At 58.8% G+C, this 20358-nt stretch carries 20 protein-coding genes; 14 read left to right on the top strand and 6 right to left on the bottom strand.

The genetic code is table 11. From position 1 onward, the window contains the following. The first annotated feature begins 177 nt into the window (after positions 1 to 177). From MRBLMR1_RS27255 to MRBLMR1_RS27235, 5 genes are all read left to right on the top strand, one after another. A complete protein-coding gene (locus tag MRBLMR1_RS27255; protein ID WP_148144496.1) occupies positions 178 to 1362 on the top strand; it encodes a DNA-binding transcriptional regulator in 1185 nt (394 codons plus the stop codon). Between the two features lie 334 nt (positions 1363 to 1696). Then, positions 1697 to 2713, top strand: coding sequence for a D-xylose ABC transporter substrate-binding protein (xylF, locus tag MRBLMR1_RS27250; protein WP_148144495.1), 1017 nt, complete (start codon positions 1697 to 1699; stop codon positions 2711 to 2713). 61 nt (positions 2714 to 2774) lie between these two features. Next, positions 2775 to 4307: a xylose ABC transporter ATP-binding protein gene (locus MRBLMR1_RS27245; RefSeq protein ID WP_148144494.1), complete on the top strand. Its 1533-nt coding sequence runs from the start codon at positions 2775 to 2777 to the stop codon at positions 4305 to 4307. Positions 4308 to 4341: 34 nt separating this feature from the next. Next, positions 4342 to 5505, top strand: coding sequence for a sugar ABC transporter permease (locus MRBLMR1_RS27240; protein WP_148144493.1), 1164 nt, complete (start codon positions 4342 to 4344; stop codon positions 5503 to 5505). Positions 5506 to 5717: 212 nt separating this feature from the next. Further along, positions 5718 to 7001, top strand: coding sequence for a cystathionine gamma-synthase family protein (locus MRBLMR1_RS27235; protein ID WP_148144492.1), 1284 nt, complete (start codon positions 5718 to 5720; stop codon positions 6999 to 7001). A gap of 35 nt (positions 7002 to 7036) precedes the next feature. Here MRBLMR1_RS27235 and MRBLMR1_RS27230 read toward each other — a convergent pair whose 3' ends face one another. The 5 genes from MRBLMR1_RS27230 to MRBLMR1_RS27210 form a co-directional block, all read right to left on the bottom strand. Beyond that, entirely contained in the window at positions 7037 to 7282 is a 246-nt protein-coding gene (locus MRBLMR1_RS27230; RefSeq protein WP_206827159.1) for a DUF982 domain-containing protein, read from the bottom strand. Between the two features lie 134 nt (positions 7283 to 7416). Beyond that, positions 7417 to 7863 (bottom strand): RrF2 family transcriptional regulator, encoded by a 447-nt coding sequence (locus MRBLMR1_RS27225; protein WP_148144490.1) that lies wholly within the window; start codon positions 7861 to 7863, stop codon positions 7417 to 7419. Between the two features lie 157 nt (positions 7864 to 8020). Further along, positions 8021 to 8965 carry an isoaspartyl peptidase/L-asparaginase gene (locus MRBLMR1_RS27220; RefSeq protein WP_148144489.1) on the bottom strand — a complete coding sequence of 315 codons (945 nt, stop codon included), beginning with the start codon at positions 8963 to 8965 and terminating at the stop codon, positions 8021 to 8023. A 71-nt stretch (positions 8966 to 9036) separates the two neighbouring features. After that, positions 9037 to 10629: an ABC transporter substrate-binding protein gene (locus MRBLMR1_RS27215; protein WP_148144488.1), complete on the bottom strand. Its 1593-nt coding sequence runs from the start codon at positions 10627 to 10629 to the stop codon at positions 9037 to 9039. Then, on the bottom strand, positions 10626 to 11189 hold the full coding sequence (locus tag MRBLMR1_RS27210; protein ID WP_353654211.1) for a MarR family winged helix-turn-helix transcriptional regulator: 564 nt from the start codon (positions 11187 to 11189) through the stop codon (positions 10626 to 10628). Before MRBLMR1_RS27210 ends, MRBLMR1_RS27215 begins: the two co-directional genes overlap by 4 nt. Positions 11190 to 11394: 205 nt before the next feature. Here MRBLMR1_RS27210 and MRBLMR1_RS27205 point away from each other — a divergent pair, with 205 nt between their 5' ends. The 6 genes from MRBLMR1_RS27205 (at position 11395) to MRBLMR1_RS27180 (ending at position 17377) form a co-directional block, all read left to right on the top strand. Continuing rightward, positions 11395 to 12096 (top strand): creatininase family protein, encoded by a 702-nt coding sequence (locus MRBLMR1_RS27205; protein WP_148144487.1) that lies wholly within the window; start codon positions 11395 to 11397, stop codon positions 12094 to 12096. Positions 12097 to 12166: 70 nt separating this feature from the next. Next, on the top strand, positions 12167 to 13138 hold the full coding sequence (locus tag MRBLMR1_RS27200; protein WP_148144486.1) for an ABC transporter permease: 972 nt from the start codon (positions 12167 to 12169) through the stop codon (positions 13136 to 13138). Then, positions 13138 to 14013, top strand: a complete 876-nt coding sequence (locus tag MRBLMR1_RS27195; RefSeq protein ID WP_148144485.1) for an ABC transporter permease — start codon at positions 13138 to 13140, stop codon at positions 14011 to 14013. The genes MRBLMR1_RS27200 and MRBLMR1_RS27195 overlap by 1 nt, the downstream gene beginning before the upstream one ends. Further along, positions 14010 to 15722, top strand: a complete 1713-nt coding sequence (locus MRBLMR1_RS27190) for an ABC transporter ATP-binding protein (protein ID WP_148144484.1) — start codon at positions 14010 to 14012, stop codon at positions 15720 to 15722. The genes MRBLMR1_RS27195 and MRBLMR1_RS27190 overlap by 4 nt, the downstream gene beginning before the upstream one ends. A gap of 22 nt (positions 15723 to 15744) precedes the next feature. Next, positions 15745 to 16629, top strand: a complete 885-nt coding sequence (locus MRBLMR1_RS27185; protein ID WP_148144483.1) for a polysaccharide deacetylase family protein — start codon at positions 15745 to 15747, stop codon at positions 16627 to 16629. Further along, positions 16622 to 17377: an SDR family NAD(P)-dependent oxidoreductase gene (locus tag MRBLMR1_RS27180; RefSeq protein ID WP_404945504.1), complete on the top strand. Its 756-nt coding sequence runs from the start codon at positions 16622 to 16624 to the stop codon at positions 17375 to 17377. The genes MRBLMR1_RS27185 and MRBLMR1_RS27180 overlap by 8 nt, the downstream gene beginning before the upstream one ends. A gap of 85 nt (positions 17378 to 17462) precedes the next feature. On the opposite strand, the gene MRBLMR1_RS27175 is transcribed toward MRBLMR1_RS27180, so the two are convergent. Further along, the gene (locus MRBLMR1_RS27175) at positions 17463 to 17684 is read right to left on the bottom strand and encodes a hypothetical protein (RefSeq protein ID WP_500066976.1); all 222 of its coding nucleotides are present in this window, start codon (positions 17682 to 17684) and stop codon (positions 17463 to 17465) included. Positions 17685 to 17918: 234 nt separating this feature from the next. On the opposite strand from MRBLMR1_RS27175, the gene MRBLMR1_RS27170 reads away from it, so the two are divergent. The 3 genes from MRBLMR1_RS27170 to MRBLMR1_RS27160 all read left to right on the top strand — a co-directional run bounded on the left by MRBLMR1_RS27170 (position 17919) and on the right by MRBLMR1_RS27160 (position 20356). Further along, on the top strand, positions 17919 to 18770 hold the full coding sequence (locus MRBLMR1_RS27170; protein WP_148144480.1) for a transporter substrate-binding domain-containing protein: 852 nt from the start codon (positions 17919 to 17921) through the stop codon (positions 18768 to 18770). 162 nt (positions 18771 to 18932) lie between these two features. Continuing rightward, complete coding sequence (locus tag MRBLMR1_RS27165) at positions 18933 to 19676, top strand: amino acid ABC transporter ATP-binding protein (protein ID WP_148144479.1); 744 nt, start codon at positions 18933 to 18935, stop codon at positions 19674 to 19676. A gap of 5 nt (positions 19677 to 19681) precedes the next feature. Further along, positions 19682 to 20356 (top strand): amino acid ABC transporter permease, encoded by a 675-nt coding sequence (locus tag MRBLMR1_RS27160; RefSeq protein ID WP_148144478.1) that lies wholly within the window; start codon positions 19682 to 19684, stop codon positions 20354 to 20356. Positions 20357 to 20358 lie beyond the last annotated feature (2 nt).

Genomic DNA, 20358 nt, shown 5'->3' with positions numbered 1-20358 from the left:
GATGACGCCAGATCCCTCCGAGCCGAGGCTCCACCCCCGGTTCATTCTCGGAACCTAGACCATGCAGTTTTGCACCCCTCGTTATAATTTTTAACAGTCTTGATGATTGCGAAGGTTTTTCTTGCAAACACCGACAAGTTGATATCGCTGATGAATCGGGGTCTGATGGAGGAGATGATGACCGCGAAGAAACGCAATGAATTTCAGGTCGCGCTGCTTTTCAAGGCGCGTGGAAGTTACGGGCGGGAGATCATTGCAGGTGTCTGCGATTACGTGAAATCGACACGTGCCGTCTGGGACATGCTGCTGCACGAGGATTTTCGCGACAGCGTTGCAGGGATCGCTGACTGGTCGGGAAACGGTATCATCGCGGATTTCGACGATCCCGATTTCGTCAAGGCGCTGTCGGAAGTGTCGATACCGGTTATCGGCGTCGGCGGCTCCTATCATCGAGATGCTGACTATCCCCGCAATTTTCCTTATGTCGCGACGGATAACGAAAAGCTGGTCACGGAAGCCTATACCCATCTCGTCGATATGGGCCTGCCACGCTTTGCGTTTTATGGGCTGCCGGAGACCCGTTCATACCGCTGGTCGGAAGAACGCGAAAAAGCCTATCTGAAGCTCTGTGCGCGCGACCGCGCCAAGCCGGAAGTCTTCAAGGGACAGGGTACATTCGGGCCGGACTGGGACGACATCCTTGCCGATGTGATCGCATGGCTGAAAGGCCTGCCGAAGCCGATCGGTGTGATCGCCGTGACAGACTCCCGTGCGCGCCACATCCTGCAGGCCTGCATTCTCGCGGATATCGCGGTTCCTGAGCAGGTCTCGATCGTCGGTATCGACGACGACCCGCTGCTGCGCATGCTCACACGTATTCCGATCAGCTCCGTGCGGCAGGGGACCCGCATCATGGGGCGCACCGCCGCCGCGATGCTGCACCGCAGGCTGATCGGCGCCACATTGGATGAGACCCGTGTGATCGTCCCGCCGGAAGGTTTGAATGCTCAAATGTCTTCCCGTTACCAGCCGATCTACGACCCTTACGTGATGCGGGCGCGTCATTATATTCGCCAGTTCGCCGGCCAGGGGATCAAGGTCGCGCAGGTCGCCGCCTATGTCGGCGTCTCCCGAACGACGCTGGAGACTCATTTCCGCCGCACCTTCGGTTACACGGTTCACGACGACATGCTCGCCTATCGGCTGCAGCTTGCGCAGGAGATGCTCGGCGACGAAAGCCTGCCTCTGGAACGTGTCGCGGAACTCAGCGGCTTCAACAACAGCCAGTATATGCACACGGTCTTCAAGCGCGAGCTAGGCTGCAGCCCACGCGAATATCAGCGAAACAGTTTCACCCGCTAGGCTGCAGATCGGGTTATGCCCGCGCGGGAGCTGGCTTTTTGACTAGCCAAAACCTGCCATTTCTTAAGTCTTTCCGTACCTCAAGTGCGACAAATTGTCGCACTTGAGGTACGTGCATCAAATCCGCTTTCCAACCCGAAGGAACAGCCGTATCAAATACACCAAGAGGAGGTAACTACCGCATCTTCGCGGAATGGTTACGACGTGGCGACAGCCGCGATAGGAGGCAACAGCCACATACTGGCATCTTGCATGGGTCTGTGGGCTGCATGCTCGGGGAGCATGGGCGTTGGGAGCGTGCCGGTCTCGGCCGCATCATAGAGGAGGTAAGTTCATGAAGAAATTTCTTTTGTTGACGACTGCAGCACTTGGTCTCGCGGCAGGCACCTTTGCCGGCATCAGCACTGCGGCCGCATCACCCGACAAACCGGTCATCGGTTTCTCGATCGACGATCTGCGCGTCGAACGGTGGGTGCGTGACCGTGACTATTTCATCCAGGCAGCCGAAGGGCTGGGCGCCAAGGTCAGCGTCCAGTCTGCGGATGGAAATGAGGAAAAGCAGGTCAAGCAGGTTGAAAACCTGATCGCCCAAGGCGTTGACGCGATCGTCATCGTGCCGATGAACTCCAAGGTTTTCGACGCGGTTGTCGCAGATGCCAAGGCATCCGGTATCAAGGTCCTGTCCTATGACCGCCTGATCCTCAATGCCGATATCGACGCCTATATTTCATTCGACAACGAGCGTGTCGGTTTCATGCAGGCCGAAAACGTTCTGAAGGTGAAGCCGGAAGGCAATTATTACCTGCTTGGTGGCTCTCCAACCGACAATAACGCCAAATATCTGCGTGCCGGCCAGGAAAAGGCCCTTAAGGCAGCAGTAGATTCCGGCAAGGTAAAGATCGTCGGCTCGCAATGGGTCAAGGAGTGGAGCCCGACCGAAGCGCTTTCGATCATGGAAAACGCGCTGACGGCCGCCGACAACAAGATCGATGCCGTGGTCGCCTCCAATGATGGTACGGCAGGTGGCGCAATCCAGGCGCTTGCCGCCCAAGGCCTTGCCGGCAAGACTGCCGTTTCCGGGCAGGATTCCGACCTTGCTGCCGTCAAGCGGCTGCTCGACGGAACCCAGACGGTCACCGTCTACAAGCCGCTGAAGCTGATCGCCTCCGAAGCTGCAAAACTTACGGTACAGCTGGTTAAGGGTGAAAAGCCGGCATTCACCTCGAAAATCAACAACGGGACCAAGGATGTGGACACCCTGTTGCTGACGCCGACCGCCGTCACCAAGGAGAATATCGACATCTATGTGAAGGATGGGTTCTACACCAAGGAACAGATCGGCCTGAAGTAAACGAGCGAACGGCCCCGGGACATCAACCGGTTCCGGGGCCTTCAAGCATTCCGAGGGTACGATGAGTGAATTTCTTCTCGAAATGAAGAACATCTCCAAGAGCTTTTCCGGTGTGAAGGCTCTGGATGGGATTCATCTTCAGGTCCGCCGTGGGGAATGTGTCGGCCTCTGCGGTGAAAATGGGGCCGGCAAATCGACGCTGATGAAGGTCCTGTCCGCAGTCTATCCCTATGGCACCTGGGAAGGCGAAATCCTATGGGAGGGGCACGAACTGAAGGCCTCGTCCATCCGCGAAACGGAAAAGGCGGGCATCGCCATCATCCACCAGGAATTGATGATGGTTCCACATCTGTCCGTCGCGGAAAACATCTTCCTCGGGTCCGAAATCAGCAATCACGGTTTTCTCGACTATGATGCGATGAACGCCCGGGCGCAGGAACTGCTCGCCAAGCTGAATGTCCATGACATCAACCCGGCGCTGCCCGTTCTCAACTATTCCGGCGGCAAGCAGCAGCTCATCGAGATCGCCAAGGCGCTCAACAAGGACGCCAAGCTGCTGATCCTCGATGAGCCAACATCGGCACTGACGGCAACCGAAATCCGAACCCTGCTCGATCTGATCAAGAGTTTGAAGGCCGGAGGTCTCGCCTGTGTCTACATTTCTCACAAGCTCGAGGAAGTGGCCGAGATTTCCGACACCGTCACCGTCATTCGCGACGGCACACATATCGCCACACGTCCGATCAGCGATCTGACGACGGCCAACATCGTGACGATGATGGTCGGCCGGGAAATGAAGAACCTCTATCCCAAGGAAGAGCATGCGATCGGCGAAGTCGTTCTCGAGGCCCACAATGTCTCCTGCTGGGATGTCACCAATCCCGACCGGAAGGTGGTCGACGATGTTTCCTTCCAGATCCGCAGGGGTGAAATCTTGGGCATAGCGGGATTGGTCGGCGCCGGTCGGACCGAACTGGTCTCAACGCTATTCGGCGCCTATGCTGGCAGCCACAAGGGAAGTGTCCATCTCGACGGGCGCGAGATCACGATCCGTTCGCCGCGCGACGCCGTCAAGGCCGGGATCTGCATGGTGCCGGAAGATCGCAAGCGAAGCGGCATCCTTCCGATCATCGGCGTCGGGCATAACATGACGATCTCGGTGCTCAATCGCTTTGCCGCTTTCGGGCTTATCGACGAGCATGAGGAACTTGCCCAGATCCAGGCGGAAATCCTGCGTCTGAAGATCAAGACGGCCGATCCGATGCTGCCCATTGCCTCCCTTTCGGGCGGCAACCAGCAAAAGGCAGTGCTTTCCAAGATGATGCTGCCCGATCCGCGCATACTCATCCTCGACGAACCGACCCGTGGCGTCGATGTCGGCGCAAAATACGAAATCTACAAATTGATCTTCGCGCTAGCCAAGGCCGGGGTGGCGGTTCTGATGGTGTCGTCTGAACTGACTGAAGTTCTGGGGATATCCGACCGTGTCCTTGTGATCGGGGAAGGCCGGCTGCGCGGCGATTTCGTCAATGACAACCTGACCCAGGAACACGTGCTGGCTGCGGCTTTGGGCCAGTCCACGCAGATGGCCTGAATTTGCGGTTACCGCTGTAGAAGGCGCTTTAAACATGGCGAATGTAAATCTTCGAAAATTCCTTTCCGAAAACAAGATTGTAGCCCTGCTGATCGTGGTCGGCCTGATCTGGGCTCTGTTTGGATATCTCACCTATAATGCCGATACGGGTGTCTCAGGCTTCCTGACCGCGCGTAACTTCTCCAACCTGCTGCGCCAGATGGCGATCACCGGGATATTGGCGGCCGCGATGGTCTTCGTCATCGTGGCGGGCGAAATCGATCTATCCGTAGGCTCCCTGCTTGGCCTTCTGGGCGGTATCGCGGCCATTCTTGATGCGGTGTATGGCTGGCCCTTGGCCGGCACTATCTCCTTCGTTCTGCTTGCCGGCGCGGCCCTTGGCCTGATGAACGGCTGGCTGACGGCCTATCTCGGTATTCCTTCCTTCATCGTCACTCTCGGCGGGCAGCTTGCCTTTCGAGGGGCGGTACTGGGCCTGACAGGCGGCATCACCATTGCCCCGGTTTCTCCCAGCCTGCGCTATATCGGCCAGGGCTATCTTCCCGGCTGGCTCGGCAACGGATGTGCCGTTCTGCTCTTCCTTGTCCTGCTTGTCATGGCATTCAGGACGCGCCGCAAACGTCTGCAGCATAACCTGCAAGTACCGACCCCGGTGATGGAAGCGGTCAGACTGGTCGTCATCGCTCTGTTCATCCTCGGCTTCGTGCTGGTGCTGAATTCCTACCAAGGCATTCCTGTCCCCGTGCTGATGCTGCTCTTCGTGCTGGGCATCTTCACGATCATCGCCAAGGGAACAGTATTCGGCCGCTATATCTATGCCGTCGGCTCGAATTCCGAAGCCACGCGTCTGTCCGGCGTCAACGTCAATCTGGTCAAGATGGTGGTGTTCGGCCTGATGGGCCTGATGGCGGCACTGGCCGGGATCACGACAACGGCACGCCTCGCCGCTGGTACGCCATCGGCCGGTTTCGGCGGCGAGCTGGATGCAATCGCGTCCTGCTTCATCGGCGGCACCTCGATGCGCGGCGGTGTCGGCTCCGTTATCGGCGCGCTTGTTGGCGCATTGATCATGGCCAGCCTCGATAACGGCATGTCCATGCTCGGCGTCGATACGTTCTGGCAGCAGATCATCAAGGGCATCATCCTTGTCATCGCCGTCTATCTCGACATCATCTCCTCGGGCGTGAAGCGCCTCTGAGCGCTACGTTCCCGACGAAAGACATGTCGCCAAGACCTACCCTGTCGAACTTTACCCGGTTCGGCAGGGTGTCTGTTTCGTTAGAAAGTCGGACTTCACAGTTTCCGAAGAAAAGATCTGGGCGACATCTCCTTCCAACCGCTGCGAAAAGCCCCAGATCTAAGACAGAGCTAGGCGGTATTTTCCGCCGCAAGTCGTATCAGGAGAGCATCATGACCTCGCCGCATCCCTCGAAGACCAGCATCGGCAATCACGAGCTGCACCCGGAAACGCAGATGCTGAACTACGGCTACGATCCCGAGCTTTCCGAAGGCGCGGTCAAGCCGCCGGTATTCCTCACATCAACCTTCGTCTTCAAATCGGCGGAAGATGGTCGCGATTTCTTCGACTACGTATCGGGCCGCAAGGTCCCGCCGGAGGGCCGCGGCGCGGGACTGGTCTATTCGCGCTTCAACCATCCCAATAGCGAGATCGTCGAGGATCGTCTTGCGGTCTATGAACGTGCGGAAAGCGGAGCCGTCTTTTCCTCGGGTATGGCCGCGATCTCGACCACTCTGCTGGCCTTCGTCCGTCCCGGCGATGTAATCGTGCATTCCCAGCCACTTTACGGCGGAACGGAAACCCTGCTTTCGAAGACATTTGCGAACCTCGGCGTTGCGGCCGTCGGTTTTGCCGATGGCGTCGATGAGAGTTCGATCAATGCGGCGGCGGAAGAGGCGATGAAAAAAGGACGTGTTTCGGTGATCCTCATCGAGACGCCGGCCAATCCGACCAACGGCCTCGTTGATGTCGCTCTGGTCAGACGGATCGCCGACAGGATCGGCGAGCAACAGGGACACATCCCCATTGTCGCCTGCGACAACACCCTTCTTGGCCCCGTTTTTCAGAGACCTCTGCAGCATGGTGCAGATATCTCGCTTTATTCCCTGACCAAATATGTTGGGGGCCATTCGGATCTGATCGCCGGGGCTGCCCTCGGCAGCAAGGCGATTATCACGCAGATCCGGTCCTTGCGAGGGTCGATCGGAACTCAGCTCGACCCTCATTCATGCTGGATGCTCGGCCGATCGCTGGAGACGCTGCAGATCCGGATGGAGCGCGCGAACAGCAATGCGAAAGCCACTGCCGATTTCCTGAAGGATCATCCCAAGGTCGGCAAGCTTCACTATCTCGGTTTAGCGGAACCTGAATCCCCCATCGGGCGCGTCTACGCCTCCCAGTGCAGCGGTGCCGGCTCGACATTTTCGTTCGATATAAAGGGCGGCCAGCCCGCAGCTTTCCGGTTTCTCAACGCGCTGCAGATCATCAAGCTCGCGGTCAGTCTCGGAGGCACGGAATCTCTCGGTTCCCACCCCGCCAGCATGACGCATTCAGGTGTACCTGCAGACGTGCGTCAGCGCATCGGTGTACTCGATTCGACGATCCGGTTGTCGATCGGCATTGAGCATCCGGACGACCTAATTGCCGACCTTGCTCAGGCGCTCGACAAGGCATGAAGCCCCGCGCCGGCGCTGCACGTCGGCTCGCTCGATCACGCCCGGATCAGAATGCCCGCTTCGCGCGCAGCATCGACGAAAGCCTGTCGGGCATCTTCAGGCTTTTTCCTGCCGGCATCGACTGCAGCACAGATTTCCAGCGCCTTGTCGAGAAACGTGCCATCCTCGGTTGGCCAGTCCTCGATCATCGCCCAGGCAGCGGCTTGCGTCGTCTCGATGAGTGTCTCTTCCGGTGGCTCTCCAACGGATACGACAACCGGCTTTTTCCAGGGCGTGTTCATAGGTCTCGTTCCATCGCTTCAATCGCAGGCCTCTTAGCCCGATTCAATTCAGCTGGCGAGGCCACAAATATAAAGCGGCATGACCGGATCGGACATTCAAGGCTTGGGTGCAGGCATTGGTGACGCGAGACAACTTATCGCGCGGCGATCTCTTTCTCGACCGATGATCCTTTGGCAACCATCTGCTCAAGCGTCATGTTATCCAGAACTGCTGAAATCGCATCGCGAACTTCCACCATCGAATGGCGCACCTGACAGTCTTCCGGATGATCGCAATCGTCACAAGGCTCGAAAGCAGTCTTGCTGGCACAGAGGATCGGCGCAAGCGGGCCGTCGAGAATTCTCACGGCATGACCGATGGAGATCTCCGATGCCGGTTTCGACAAGGCATAACCGCCACCCGGCCCCTTCTTCGAACGAAGAATCCCGCCCTTGCGCAATTCCAGAAGGATCGCGTCGAGAAACTTCTTTGAGATATTGTTCTGCTGAGCAATGTCGCTCACGAACGCGGTCTTGCCAGGTTCGAGTTGCGCCAGATGGACAAGCGCCTTGAGCCCGTATTTTCCTTTTTTGGTCAGCATCGATGCCTGAGAACCCGGTTTGCCGGCATGATTGCCGGCCTACCAAAGACCGATACAGGACGGGAGCAAAAGCTTCAATAATCGCTTGTCGGCAACAGTTTCGACAGACTGCCCCTTTGTATTTGCGACAATCAAGCCGCGGTGCCCATTCAAGGTGCTAAACCTCGAAAACCTCGCCGTGTGTTGCAACGAAGAACTGGCCCTCCGGCGTCACCCAGCCACGGAACATTCCATCCGTGTTATAAGGCGCGGCGATTGATCCGTCCGCAGCCACTGCCACCAACCCAGCGCCGATATCGTGGGGTTTGAGGTCCTCCATGATGACCTTGCCAGCTGCCTTTTCCAGATCTTCTCCGAGATAGTTTATCCGGCTCGCCACTTCATGGCCGACAGCATAACGGATGAAGAATTCCCCTTTGCCCGTTCCCGAAACGGCGCAGGCGCCGTCGCGCGCATAGGTCCCTGCCCCGACGATCGGTGTGTCGCCAATACGCCCGGCCGGCTTGTTGTTATAGCCGCCAGTAGATGTCGCAGCCGCCAGATGACCTGCGCGGTCGAGCGCCACTGCCCCGACCGTGCCGTGTTTTTCAGCCTCACTCGCCTTGATTGCGGTCCCAGCTGTAACATGCGCCTTCATCGCGGCCAGTGCCTTCACGCGGCGCTCGGTGGTGAAATAATCGGGTTCGACGATATCGAGGCCTTCTGCTTGCGCGAATGCGTCCGCTGCCGGGCCTCCGAGAAGAACAGCCTCACCCTTTTCCATGACGCGGCGCGCTGCCTTGATCGGATTGCGGATGCGCTTGGCGAGTGTCACGGCACCGGCTTCCAATGTCCTGCCATCCATGATCGATGCATCGAGCTCATGCTCGCCATTGGTATTCAGCGCCGCCCCATAACCGGCATTGAAATGCGGGCTGTCTTCCATGACGACCACCGCCGCCTGGACCGCATCAAGCGCCGAACCGCCAGTATTCAGAACTGCCCAGCCAGCCTGCAACGAGCGATGAAGGTCTGCGCGGGCAGCCGTCCACTCCTCCTCACTCAGATCGAGCTTCGCCATAACTCCGCAGCCACCGTGAATGGCGAGTGCAATCCTATTCATCGTCTGTCCTGTCCTCAACCTGCAAAAAGGCCGGGCAAAGCGCCCGGCCGATTGTTCTCGTGTCCGACCCGTTATTGTGCCGGGCGAATATTCATCGCAAGCGTATCTTCGTCCGAACGCGGCGTGATCTTGATCGCTTTTTTCATGCCCCAGGCCGAGACGATCGAAGCAATCGACAGGTTGGGACGGTCGCTGGCGACCAGCGCATTGGCATCCTTCAAAAACTGCTCGCGCTTCTTGGCATCCATCTCGACGCCAGCATCCTCGATCAGCTTGTCCATCGAAGGATTGGAATAACCTCGGATGTTGAAGGCGCCGAGCTTCTTCGCCGGATCGTTTGTGTGGACGAGCGAGGACAGCGTGTAGTTCGCTTCGCCCGTCAGCGTGCCCCAGCCCGACATGGTCAGCGAATAGTCGCCGCGCGTATTTGCCGGGAAGTAGACGGCACCCGGTTGGGCATTGGCCTCGACCTGAATGCCGATCGCCGTCAGCATCTGGGCAATCGTCGTGCCCGTATCCTTGTCGCCGGGCAAGCGGTCGTTGGTGAAGCTGAACACGACCTTGAACCCGTCCGGATAACCGGCCTCGGTCAGGAGCTTCTTGGCCTTCTCGACATCCGATGCTGGTGCCTTCACATCAGGATTGTAGCCGAAGATGTTGGGGGTCACGAGCTGCGACTGTACTGTTCCCATGCCTTCCATGGCGATTTCTGTGATGGTCTCACGATCGATGGCAAGATCGAAAGCCTCACGAACCTTCGGGTCGAGGAAGGGGTTCTTCGGCAGAGGCGAACCGTCCTTGGCCGTGACCTGCGGCGGCTTTTCGCGGAAATCGAAGGCTATGTTGAAGAGGTAGACGCTATCCTGGCGGACGATGCTGAGTTTGCTGTCGGTTTCGAGCGTCGGAACGTCCGATGCGGGAATGCGGGCGATCAAATCGACCTGGCCGGCCTTCAGCTGTGCAACGCGGGCTGCGTCATTCGGGATTTCCTTTCGGGTAACCTTGCCCCAAGGCTCCTTGCCACCCCAGTAGCCGTCGAAGCTCTCCAGCACGAGCTGTTCCTTCGGCGTCCAGGACACGAATTTGTAGGGACCGGTGCCGATTGCGGCCTTGCCGGAATTGAAGCCTTCGGCTGCCTTTTCAGCGCTATCGGAATAATCCTTGGCTGCGACATGCGACACGACGAAGAGGCGGATGAAATCGTTCGGCAGGTTCGGAGCGGGACCATCGGTCTTGACCCGAATGGTATGTGCATCGACGATCTCGGTGCTTTTCACGCGGCGAACATAGATCGTCGTCGGATTGGGGCCGGCAACCTTCGGAATGCGCTCGATGGAGAATTTAACGTCTTCCGCGGTGAAGTCGGACCCGTCATGGAATTTCACGCCTTCGCGCAGCTTGAACTCCCAGGTCGTATCGTCGATCGCCGTCCAGGAGGTGGCAAGGCCCGGCTCCAGTTCGAGATTGTTACCCGACTTGATGAGTGAATCGTAGATATGCTTCATCGCCTCGGCATGGGTGCCGGCGGCGGTGAAATCCGGATCGATGGACAGCGGACCGGCGCGGACACCGATAGTGAGATCAGCTGCCAAAGCCGAGCCCGAAACGCCGCTGAGCAGCATCGTTGCAAGCGCAACTGTGCGAAATGTCTTGGAAATCGTCATTCCTCGTTCTCCTCAATACTTGTGATTAATGGCCAGTTCGGTGAATCCACGACGATCTTGGCGAGTAGCTCCGACAGCATCAGCTGTTCGGCCGGCGTCAGCGCGGAGGCCATGGCCTTTTCCCGCTCTACCATCGGCTGCATGGCCTGATCGACGATACGTCTGCCTTCGTCTGTGATGTAGAGAACGAAGCTTCTCAAATCCGCCTGATCGACTTCACGGCGGATGATGTTCTTGTCGATCAGCTTCTGTATCGCCCGGCTGATCGTATTCTTGGGAAAGCCCGAGGAACTGCAGATGGCGCTTGCCGTCAGCCCATCCGACAGGCCGAGCGAATAGAGCACTACGAATTCGGGACGGGGGAGCCCGTACTCCTTCTCGAACCGGCGATAGATCGGCTCGTTGAACTGAAGTGCCAGGAAGTTGATGCGGAACGACAGCCAGCATGGATTTTGCCAGAGCTTGACGGCGACGAGATCTTCCACATGGCGGTGGCCGGCCGCAGCCAGACCGCCTTCACGCAAAAGATTATCCAGCGCCTTTTCATCCGTTTCACGCACGCGTCGATTTCCATCCATATCCAATTTAGTCCCGTATGGAACTTGACGCTGCATTAATTGGCTGTCAATTTCTTTTTTTTAGTCCCGTATGGAACTTTGCATTTGGCGCAACATCGCGCCTAAAAGCATATTTTTTGTGCGTTTTGGCTGTACTCAGCAAATTCTTTGCGCATGCCGGCCGAAACGGAGAATGGAGATGAGATAAGTGAAGATCGCGGATATGAACTGGATGCAGGTGGAGACGCGAGCCGCTGGTGACGATCGTTGTATTTTGCCGATCGGCAGCGTCGAACAGCACGCCTATCTCAGCCTTGCGACCGACATGATCCTGGCGGAAAAAGTCTCAGTCGATGCCGCCGAGCCGCTCGGTGTCCCGGTCTTCCCGGCCCTGCCCTATGGCCTCGCCTCATCCTTCGCGAGCTTTCCCGGCACGCTGACCCTGTCGCTTGCAACCTATATCGGCGTGATCCGCGACCTTCTCGACAGCATCTACCGCTCCAGCTTCCGCCGGATCCTCGTCGTCAACGGCCATGGCGGCAACACACCGGCAATGACAGTGATCTCCGAATGGCTGAACGATCACCCCGACGCATCGGTGAAATTCCACGACTGGTGGCGCGCGCCGAAGACGATGGCGAAAGTCGTCGAAATCGATCCGGCAGCTTCTCACGCCTCCTGGATGGAAAACTTCCCTTGGACACGTACCGGTGATGCGCGCCAACCCTCGACGCAGAAGCCGAGAATAGACTTTGCCGCGCTGGCGCGGGTCGATACGGAGCGCAAGCGCGCCCTGCTCGGCGACGGCAACTATCACGGTCTCTATCAGCGCCCCGATGAGGACATGCTGGCAATCTGGTCGGTCGCGGTTTCGGAGACACGTGAACTTCTGGAGAGTGACTGGCACTAAACGCCACCATCAAGGGCCGCGAAGGCGCGCCGCACTTTGAAACCCGCACGAGACGGGAGAACGGGAACAGATGTTGGGCTTCATCTTGCAAAGACTATGGCAGGCGGCGATCGTCGTGCTGGCCATGTCGGCGCTGGTTTTCTGCGGCGTTTATGCCGTGGGCAACCCGATCGACGTGTTGATCTCGCCGGATGCGACACAGGACATCCGCGCCGCCGTCATCGCGCAATACGGATTGGACCTGCCGCTCTGGCAGCAATATTTCGGCTTTCTCGGCCGGGTGTTCGAAGGCGATTTCGGCCGTTCCTTCGTTTATAATATGCCTGTCAGTGAGTTGATCCTGTCGCGCCTGCCGGCAACGCTGGAACTGACGCTGGCGGCCGTGCTTTTTGCCAGCCTCGTCGGCATCCCGATCGGCATGTATGCCGGTTATCGGCCCAACAGCCCGGTGTCGCGGACCATCATGGCGCTGTCCATTCTCGGCTTTTCCGTGCCTACCTTTTGGTTCGGCCTGATGCTGATCATGCTGTTTGCCGTGCAATGCGGTTGCATGCCCGCGGGCGGGCGCGGTGATACGGTGAGCCTGTTCGGCGTCGATTTCAGTTTTCTGACGGCTGACGGCCTGTCGCACATGATCCTGCCGGCCTTGAACCTCGCACTTTTCAAGTTCTCGCTGATGATCCGGCTGGCGCGCGCAGGCACCCGCGAACTGATGCTCAGCGATACGGTCAAGTTCGCCCGCGCGGCCGGCATTTCGGAATTCACCATTCTTAGCCGCCATGTGCTGAGATTGATTTCGATCCCGCTCGTCACCGTCTTCGGCCTGGAACTCGGCTCCACGCTCGCCTTTGCAGTGGTAACCGAGACGATCTTCTCCTGGCCCGGCCTCGGCAAGCTCATCATCGACAGCATAACATCGCTCGATCGTCCCGTTATGGTCGCCTATCTTATGCTGGTCGCCATGCTGTTCATCGTCATCAATCTTGTGGTCGACCTTACCTATGCGCTGCTCGACCCGCGCCTGCGGAAGGGAAGAGCCTGATGCGCGACACGCCATTTTTCCACTTTCTTGAAGAGTTCCGTCGCAACAGGGTCGCGTTCGGTGCGGCCATCGTTGTCGGCCTCATCGTCATCATCGCGCTTGTCGCTCCGCTGGTAACTCCGCAGGACCCTTACGATCTTGCCCATCTCGTGCTGCGCGATGCAAGAAGGCCGCCGGGTTATGTCGGCACGGGCGGCTATACCCATTGGCTGGGCACGGATTCGCAAGGGCGCGATCTCCTGTCGGCGATTATCTACGGTCTGCGTATTTCGCTGCAGATGGGCGTGATTGCCGGCGGCATCGCGCTCGTCATTGGCGCGGTCGTCGGCTGTGCTGCGGCCTATATCGGCGGGCGGTTCGAAAGCCTCGTCATGCGCATCGTCGATCTGCAGCTTTCGTTTCCGGCAATCCTGCTCGCCTTCGTCATCGCAGCCATTCTCGGTCAGGGACGTTATCAGCTTATTCTCGCGCTGATCTTCGCCCAATATGCCTATTTCGCCCGCACCGCCCATGGCGCGGCATCGGCCGAACGGCAGAAGGATTATGTCGAGGCTGCACTCTCCATCCCGCTGTCTCCATTACGTGTGGTGTTGCGGCATATCCTGCCCAATTCCTTGCCGCCGCTGATCGTGGTTGCGACGGTCCAGGTAGCAAGCGCCATCTCGCTCGAAGCTACGCTTTCCTTCCTTGGTGTCGGGCTGCCGCCGACCGAACCGTCACTCGGCATGCTGATTGCCAACGGCTTTCAGTACCTCCTCTCCGGCCGTTACTGGATTTCGATCTATCCCGGCGTAGCGCTGATCCTATTCATCGTCTCGCTCAATCTCGTCGGCGACCAGATCCGCGACCAGCTCAACCCGAGGCTTCGCCGATGACCGAAGAAACCACTGCACCACTTCTGGAAGTCTCCAATCTTCGCACCTGGTTCCCCAGTGCAAGGGGCGAGATCAAGGCAGTCGACAGCGTCTCCTTCTCGCTGGCCCCCGGTGAGGTTCTCGGCCTTGTCGGGGAATCCGGATCGGGAAAGTCTATCACCGGCTTCTCTATTATCGGCCTGATCGATGAACCCGGCCGGATCGTCGAGGGCTCGATCAAGCTTGAAGGCCGTGAACTGATCGGCCTTCAACCGCACGAGTTGAGGAAGATCCGTGGCAAGACCATTTCCATGGTTTTCCAGGACCCGATGATGACGCTGAACCCGGTGCTCAGCATCGGCACGCAGATCAGGCTTGCACTCGAAGCCCATGAGAACATCAGCGCGGCAGAAGCACGCGAAAGGGCGATCAAGGCACTGGCGCAGGTTCGCATCACCGATCCCGAGCGTAAAGTCGACTTTTTCCCGCACCAGTTTTCCGGCGGCATGCGCCAGCGCGTGGCGATCGCGATCGCACTGCTTCATCGCCCCAAGCTGATTATCTGCGACGAGCCGACGACCGCGCTGGACGTCTCGATCCAGGCTGAAATTCTCGCAGAAATGAAAGAACTCGTCGCTGAACTCGGTACAGCGCTGATCTGGATCAGCCATGATCTCGCAACCGTTGCCTCTATTGCCGACCGGGTGGCCGTCATGCGCTTCGGCAAGATAGTCGAGATCGGGCCGGCACTCGGCGTGCTGACCAGACCGCAGCACGATTACACCAAGGCGCTGCTCGATGCCCTGCCCTCACGGGCAAAACCGGGCGAGCTTCTGCTGCGCGGCAGCGGTATCGCGGATGCTACCCCGCCGTCCCGAAAGACCGCAACAAGCGACCTGCCACCCCTGGGCAGCCCGTATCTGGTGATCGATACCGCCGTCAAACGCTTCGAAAAGCAGGCCGGCCTGTTCAAGAACCTGGCGATCCGCACCGGCATCGCTCAGCCTCAGGCAGTCGTGCAGGCCGTGGATGGCGTCTCGATCACGCTGAAACGAGGCGAGGTGCTTGGCCTTGTCGGTGAATCGGGTTCGGGCAAGTCGACGCTCGGACGCATGGCAGCCGGCATAACCGTGCCGACATCCGGCACCATTCGTCTCGCGGGCAAGCCGGTCATGAGCGCCGGTCGTAGTCCGCGCAAGGTGACCACCCGCGTGCAGACCATCTTTCAGGACCCGTTCGCCTCGCTCAACAGCCGCATGCGCGTCGGTGATATCGTTGCGGAAGGCCCGCTGGCACACAAACTCGTCTCACGTGCCGAGGCGCCTGAATATGTTGCCCAATGGCTGTCGGCAGTCGGCCTCGATCCGTCCTTTGCCAATCGCTTCCCGCACCAGTTTTCCGGCGGGCAGCGGCAGCGCATCGCGATCGCCCGCGCTCTCGCCATGCAGCCGGATGTCATCGTCTGCGACGAACCGGTCGCCTCGCTCGACGTGTCGATCCAGGCGCAGATCATCAACCTGCTGATCCGTCTGCGGTCCGAACTCAACCTGTCGCTGATTTTCATCAGCCATGACCTCTCCGTCGTGCGGCACCTCTGCGACCGGGTGGCGATCATGTATCGCGGCCGGATCGTCGAAGAAGGCGGTGCCGCGGCAATCTACGACAACCCGCAACACGACTACACCAAGCGGCTGCTGGCAGCCGTTCCCGTTTTGCCGACCGCGGCATAATCATTACTGGAGGATCACTCACATGGAACCATGGGAATGGGAAGAAGGGACCTGGCGCGGCAAGGTCGAGAAGGTTCGCGCGGGCCGGTCGCTGAAGCCGAAGGCCTGGAAGGACGGCGCGCGTTGCGCCGTGGCACTTTCTTTCGATAGCGACCACGAGACCAATGAGTTACGCGACGGCGGCGACTCCATCGGCCGCATGTCGCAAGGCCAGTATGGCAATCGCAAGGGCGTGCCGCGTATTCTCGAAACGCTCTCCGCTGCCTCGATTCCGGCGACCTTCTTCGTGCCGGCCGTCACCGCCCTGCTCTATCCAGACGAGCAACGGCGCGTGATTGCCGAAGGCCACGAGATCGGCCTGCATGGCTGGATCCATGAGGTGAACACCAAGGTGCCGGCAGATAAGGAACGCGAACTGCATTTCCGCGCCGCCGATACGCTGGAGAAAATCACCGGCATCCGCCCCGTCGGCATGCGCACGCCGTCCTGGGATTTTTCCTCAGTGACGCTTGAGATCGAGCGCGAACTCGGGCTGATCTACGATTCCTCGCTGATGGCCGACGATGACCCTTATGAGCTCGTCGAAGAGGGCGAAGCGACGGGCATGGTCGAGTTGCCGGTCGAATGGATCCGTGACGACGCGGTCTATTTCAACATGAACCGTTTCACAGCGCTCAGGCCCTACACGCCACCGACCGCCGTTCTCGACATCTTCAAGCGCGAATTCGACCGCGCCTACCAGGAAGGCGGGCTGTTTCTGCTCACCATGCATCCGCATGTCTCGGGTTATCGCTCACGCATCTTCATTCTCGAAGAACTGATCCGGCATATCCAGGGTCATGAGGATGTCTGGTTCGCCACTCATGCGGATATCGCCCGTTTCGTGAAGGAGGATGCCGGTGTCTGACGGACAGAGGAAGGTTGCGATCGTCACCGGCGGCGGTCGCGGCATCGGCCGTGGCTGCGCGCTCGATCTCGCCCGCCACGGCTTCGATATCGTGATTGTCGACCTGATCAAGGGTGATCTCGTCAGCACGGCTGCGGAAATCCGTGAGCTCGGCCAGGAAGCCTTGACGTTCATCGCGGATGTCAGCGATCACGCGCGTGCGGCCGAAATCGTGACCGAGGTCGATAGGCACTGGGGGCGCATCGACGTCCTGTTCAACAATGCCGGTCGTTCGATGTCGAAGGGGATCGAGGAAATTTCCGAGCAGGAATTCGACGATACGATCGCCATCAATCTCAAGGGCGCATTCAACTATATCCAGCCGACAGTTCCGATCATGCGTCGCAATGGCGGTGGGCGGATCATCAACATGTCGTCGATGAACGCCCATACTGGCGGCGTCACCAGCGCCGTCAGCAAATTCTCCTATACCGCTGCCAAGGCCGGCATCATCGGCATGACGAAAGCACTGGCCAAGGAGCTTGCGCCGGAAATCGTCGTCAATGCCGTCTGCCCCGGTGTGATCAAGACCGAACGATCAAACGCCATGATCGATGCGCGGGAGGCAAGCCTTTCTGCCGGCATATCGCTAGGCCGTGTGGGAACTCCGCAGGATGTCGCAAGTGTTGTGACGTTTCTGGCAACCGCCGAACCGAATTTCATAACCGGCCAGGACATCCAGATCGACGGCATGCAGTGGGTGAGGTGAAACGACCGGTTACCGTGACGTGAGGTAGCAAGCCGCGTGTCTTACATTCTTTGCCGATCTGACGAAAAGATGAGTGTTCCTTAGGTTACTCTTTTTCGACGCCTTCCGTCAGGCCGTCATAGACCGACATCAGCGCATTGGTGATCGCTTGGCCTAGCGCATTGCCGGCTGCGCGAACATCATCGTCGTTTCCGTCGCGCGCCGCGCGTGCAAGTTCGAAGCCTTGGTCGGCGACAAGCTGCTTTGCGACCTCTATCGCCCAAAGACCGAAGTCACCGCGATTGCCGATCTCGATCGTGTCGTCCATATCATTGCTCCCTCAGTTGTGGCTCCCATCTAACGTAAACGGCGCTCAAGACAAGCTCCGAACCGGCCTCGGTCATACGCGGCGCCTTCAGAAGAAGCGTGATCTTCATATTTGAAATTCGTATAATTCTAATTCGATTATAATAATAAATTATATTGCAGTGCGGAATTTTCGATGGAACTATGGAGGCAACAAGGGTCGCTAAAGGCCTGGACCACCAGTAGGAGAACATCGATGAAATCCTTTATAAAGGCCGGCATTGTCGGCTTATCGACACTTTTTGCCTGCAGTTCAGCCTTCGCGCTTGGCGACCCGATCAAGACCGCGATCGACGCGACCTTTGCGCCGCACGCCATGCCTACCCTCGACGGCAAGATCGAGGGCTTCAATGTCGATATGGCCAACCTGATCGGTGAACGCCTCGGCAAGAAGGTCGATCTGACCGGCGCCCAGTTTTCCGGTCTCATCCCTGCACTCCAGGCCGGCACCTACGACTTTCTCGTCGCACCGGTGACGGTAAACAAGGAGCGTGCCGCGAACCTTCTCTTCACCGAAGGCTTCATGGACACCAATTTCGGCTTCGTCGTCCCGGCCAATGCCCCGGAATACAAGACGCTCGAAGACTTCAAGGGCAAGACGATCGCCGTCAACAAGGGCTCTGCCTATGACAGCTTCCTGCGCGAGAAGGAAAAGGAATTCGGCTGGAAGGTCGAAAGCTATGGCACCAATACGGATGCAGTCGCAGCCGTAATGGCAGGCCGTGCGGATGCCAATCTTGCGGGCAACACCGTTGCCGCATGGTCGGTGAAGCAGAACCCACGCCTGAAACTGTCCTTCGAATATCAGACCGGCCTCGTCTGGGCGCTTTCCTTCCGCAAGGGCGATGAGGAAAACCGCGATCTGGTGGACCGCGCAATCGAATGCCTGAAGCTGGACGGCTCCATGGCCAAGCTTTCCGAAAAATGGTTCGGCGTCACGCCGGTTTCCGGAACGACAATCGTTACTCCGACCAAGGGTTTCGGCGTGCCGGGCTTCGAAGGTTACAAGGACGATGACCACAAGGCATCCTGTGAGAACCTGAAGTAATCCTTGCATCGTGGACGGGCGGGGCCTCCCACTCGCCTGTTCGCACTCTTTTACAGATCAAGATGCGACCGGCCGCTACAGGTCGTATCCACGCGGGCTTTCTTGCGGCCGAGATCAAATCAGCCAGCCCGCCTTGCACCGAGCCTGCACGGAGTAGCCTGAATGGCCAATCGCCCCATGCTGGAAATCGTCTCGCTGGAAAAGCGCTTCGGTACCAACACCATTCTGAAGAAGATCGATCTCAAGGTTGCAGAGGGCGAACTCGTCTTCGTCATCGGACCGTCCGGTTCCGGCAAAAGCACGATGCTGCGCTGCTGCAATCGTCTTGAAGAGCCGACATCCGGCGACATCATTGTCGATGGCCGCAACATCATGGCCGGCACCCGCCGCGATCTCGACAGCATGCGGCTGCAGATCGGCATGGTCTTCCAGGGCTTTCACCTCTATCCGCATATGACCGTGTTGAGGAATGTCACGCTTGCCCAGCGCAAGGCGCTCAAGCGTACGAAGGCGGAAGCCGATGCGCGCGCGATCGACATGCTCGAACAGGTCGGCATGGCCCACAAGGCGGATGCCTATCCCGGCGAACTCTCCGGCGGCCAGCAGCAGCGCGTCGCGATTGCCCGCTCGCTGGCGCTCGATCCGAAAGTCATGCTGTTCGACGAACCGACGTCGGCGCTCGATCCCGAACTGGTCGGCTCTGTGCTGAAGGTGATGAAAGACCTCAAATCCAAGGGCATGACGATGGTCGTCGTCAGCCACGAAATGGGCTTTGCCCGCGAGACTGCCGATCGTGTCGTCTTCATGGATGGCGGTGTCGTCGTCGAGCAGGGCACTCCGGAGGAGATTTTCGGCGCGCCGAAAGCCGAGCGCACTCGCGCCTTCCTTTCGCGCGTTTCCGGGTAACCGCCATGGACCGGTTTCTGCAAACCTTCTTCAACCCTGTGGTGATGGCGCAATATACGCCGGATATCATTGCCGGCGTCTGGGTGACGCTCCAGATCGCTGCAGCCGTCATCGTCGCCGGCATTGCAGGCGGTCTGGCGCTCGCCTGCCTGCGCAGCTATCGCATCAGGGCGTTGAATTTCTTCATCATCTGTTATGCCGACATCTTTCGCGCGCTGCCGCCGCTCGTCGTCATCCTCATCCTCTATTTCGGCTTTCCCTCGATCGGTATCCAGCTCTCCGGGCCGATGGTGCTGTTCATAGTGCTGGCCGCGACGCTTGCGGCCTTCGCCGAGGAAATTTTCTGGGCCGGTTTCTCGTCGGTCGAAAAGGGTCAGTGGGAAGCCGGTATTGCCACGGGTCTCGGTTTCACCCGCACGCTCGCCTATGTCGCCCTGCCCCAGGCCGTGCGGCTCGCCATTCCGCCGCTCGTCAACCGTGTTCTGGCGATCACCAAGATGACGGCGCTCGGCTCCGCCATCGGCGTATCCGAAATCCTGTCGAGCGCCACGACGGCGCAGAGTTTTTCCGGCAGCGCCACGCCGCTCACCATGTCGGTCGTCGCCTATCTGGTGATTTTCCTGCCGATGGTTGTTGTCGCCCGCTGGCTGGAAAGCCGCACCGCCTGGAAGAAGCGGTAGGA

The sequence above is a fragment of the Neorhizobium sp. LMR1-1-1.1 genome, assembly GCF_040675795.1.
Taxonomy (GTDB): Bacteria; Pseudomonadota; Alphaproteobacteria; order Rhizobiales; family Rhizobiaceae; genus Neorhizobium; species Neorhizobium cellulosilyticum.
Note: the sequence above shows the minus strand (reverse complement) of the source record. Positions and strands in the feature narration are given on the sequence as shown.

Excerpts from the sequence above, each read along its gene's own strand:
- MRBLMR1_RS27190 (WP_148144484.1), top strand. The coding sequence starts at position 14,010 with ATGACCGAAGAAACCACTGCACCACTTCTGGAAGTCTCCAATCTTCGC.
- xylF (WP_148144495.1), top strand. The coding sequence starts at position 1,697 with ATGAAGAAATTTCTTTTGTTGACGACTGCAGCACTTGGTCTCGCGGCA.
- MRBLMR1_RS27225 (WP_148144490.1), bottom strand. The coding sequence starts at position 7,863 with ATGCTGACCAAAAAAGGAAAATACGGGCTCAAGGCGCTTGTCCATCTG.
- MRBLMR1_RS27240 (WP_148144493.1), top strand. The coding sequence starts at position 4,342 with ATGGCGAATGTAAATCTTCGAAAATTCCTTTCCGAAAACAAGATTGTA.
- MRBLMR1_RS27185 (WP_148144483.1), top strand. The coding sequence starts at position 15,745 with ATGGAACCATGGGAATGGGAAGAAGGGACCTGGCGCGGCAAGGTCGAG.
- MRBLMR1_RS27200 (WP_148144486.1), top strand. The coding sequence starts at position 12,167 with ATGTTGGGCTTCATCTTGCAAAGACTATGGCAGGCGGCGATCGTCGTG.
- MRBLMR1_RS27195 (WP_148144485.1), top strand. The coding sequence starts at position 13,138 with ATGCGCGACACGCCATTTTTCCACTTTCTTGAAGAGTTCCGTCGCAAC.
- MRBLMR1_RS27160 (WP_148144478.1), top strand. The coding sequence starts at position 19,682 with ATGGACCGGTTTCTGCAAACCTTCTTCAACCCTGTGGTGATGGCGCAA.
- MRBLMR1_RS27255 (WP_148144496.1), top strand. The coding sequence starts at position 178 with ATGACCGCGAAGAAACGCAATGAATTTCAGGTCGCGCTGCTTTTCAAG.
- MRBLMR1_RS27235 (WP_148144492.1), top strand. The coding sequence starts at position 5,718 with ATGACCTCGCCGCATCCCTCGAAGACCAGCATCGGCAATCACGAGCTG.
- MRBLMR1_RS27175 (WP_500066976.1), bottom strand. The coding sequence starts at position 17,684 with ATGGACGACACGATCGAGATCGGCAATCGCGGTGACTTCGGTCTTTGG.
- MRBLMR1_RS27215 (WP_148144488.1), bottom strand. The coding sequence starts at position 10,629 with ATGACGATTTCCAAGACATTTCGCACAGTTGCGCTTGCAACGATGCTG.
- MRBLMR1_RS27170 (WP_148144480.1), top strand. The coding sequence starts at position 17,919 with ATGAAATCCTTTATAAAGGCCGGCATTGTCGGCTTATCGACACTTTTT.
- MRBLMR1_RS27165 (WP_148144479.1), top strand. The coding sequence starts at position 18,933 with ATGGCCAATCGCCCCATGCTGGAAATCGTCTCGCTGGAAAAGCGCTTC.
- MRBLMR1_RS27230 (WP_206827159.1), bottom strand. The coding sequence starts at position 7,282 with ATGAACACGCCCTGGAAAAAGCCGGTTGTCGTATCCGTTGGAGAGCCA.
- MRBLMR1_RS27220 (WP_148144489.1), bottom strand. The coding sequence starts at position 8,965 with ATGAATAGGATTGCACTCGCCATTCACGGTGGCTGCGGAGTTATGGCG.
- MRBLMR1_RS27245 (WP_148144494.1), top strand. The coding sequence starts at position 2,775 with ATGAGTGAATTTCTTCTCGAAATGAAGAACATCTCCAAGAGCTTTTCC.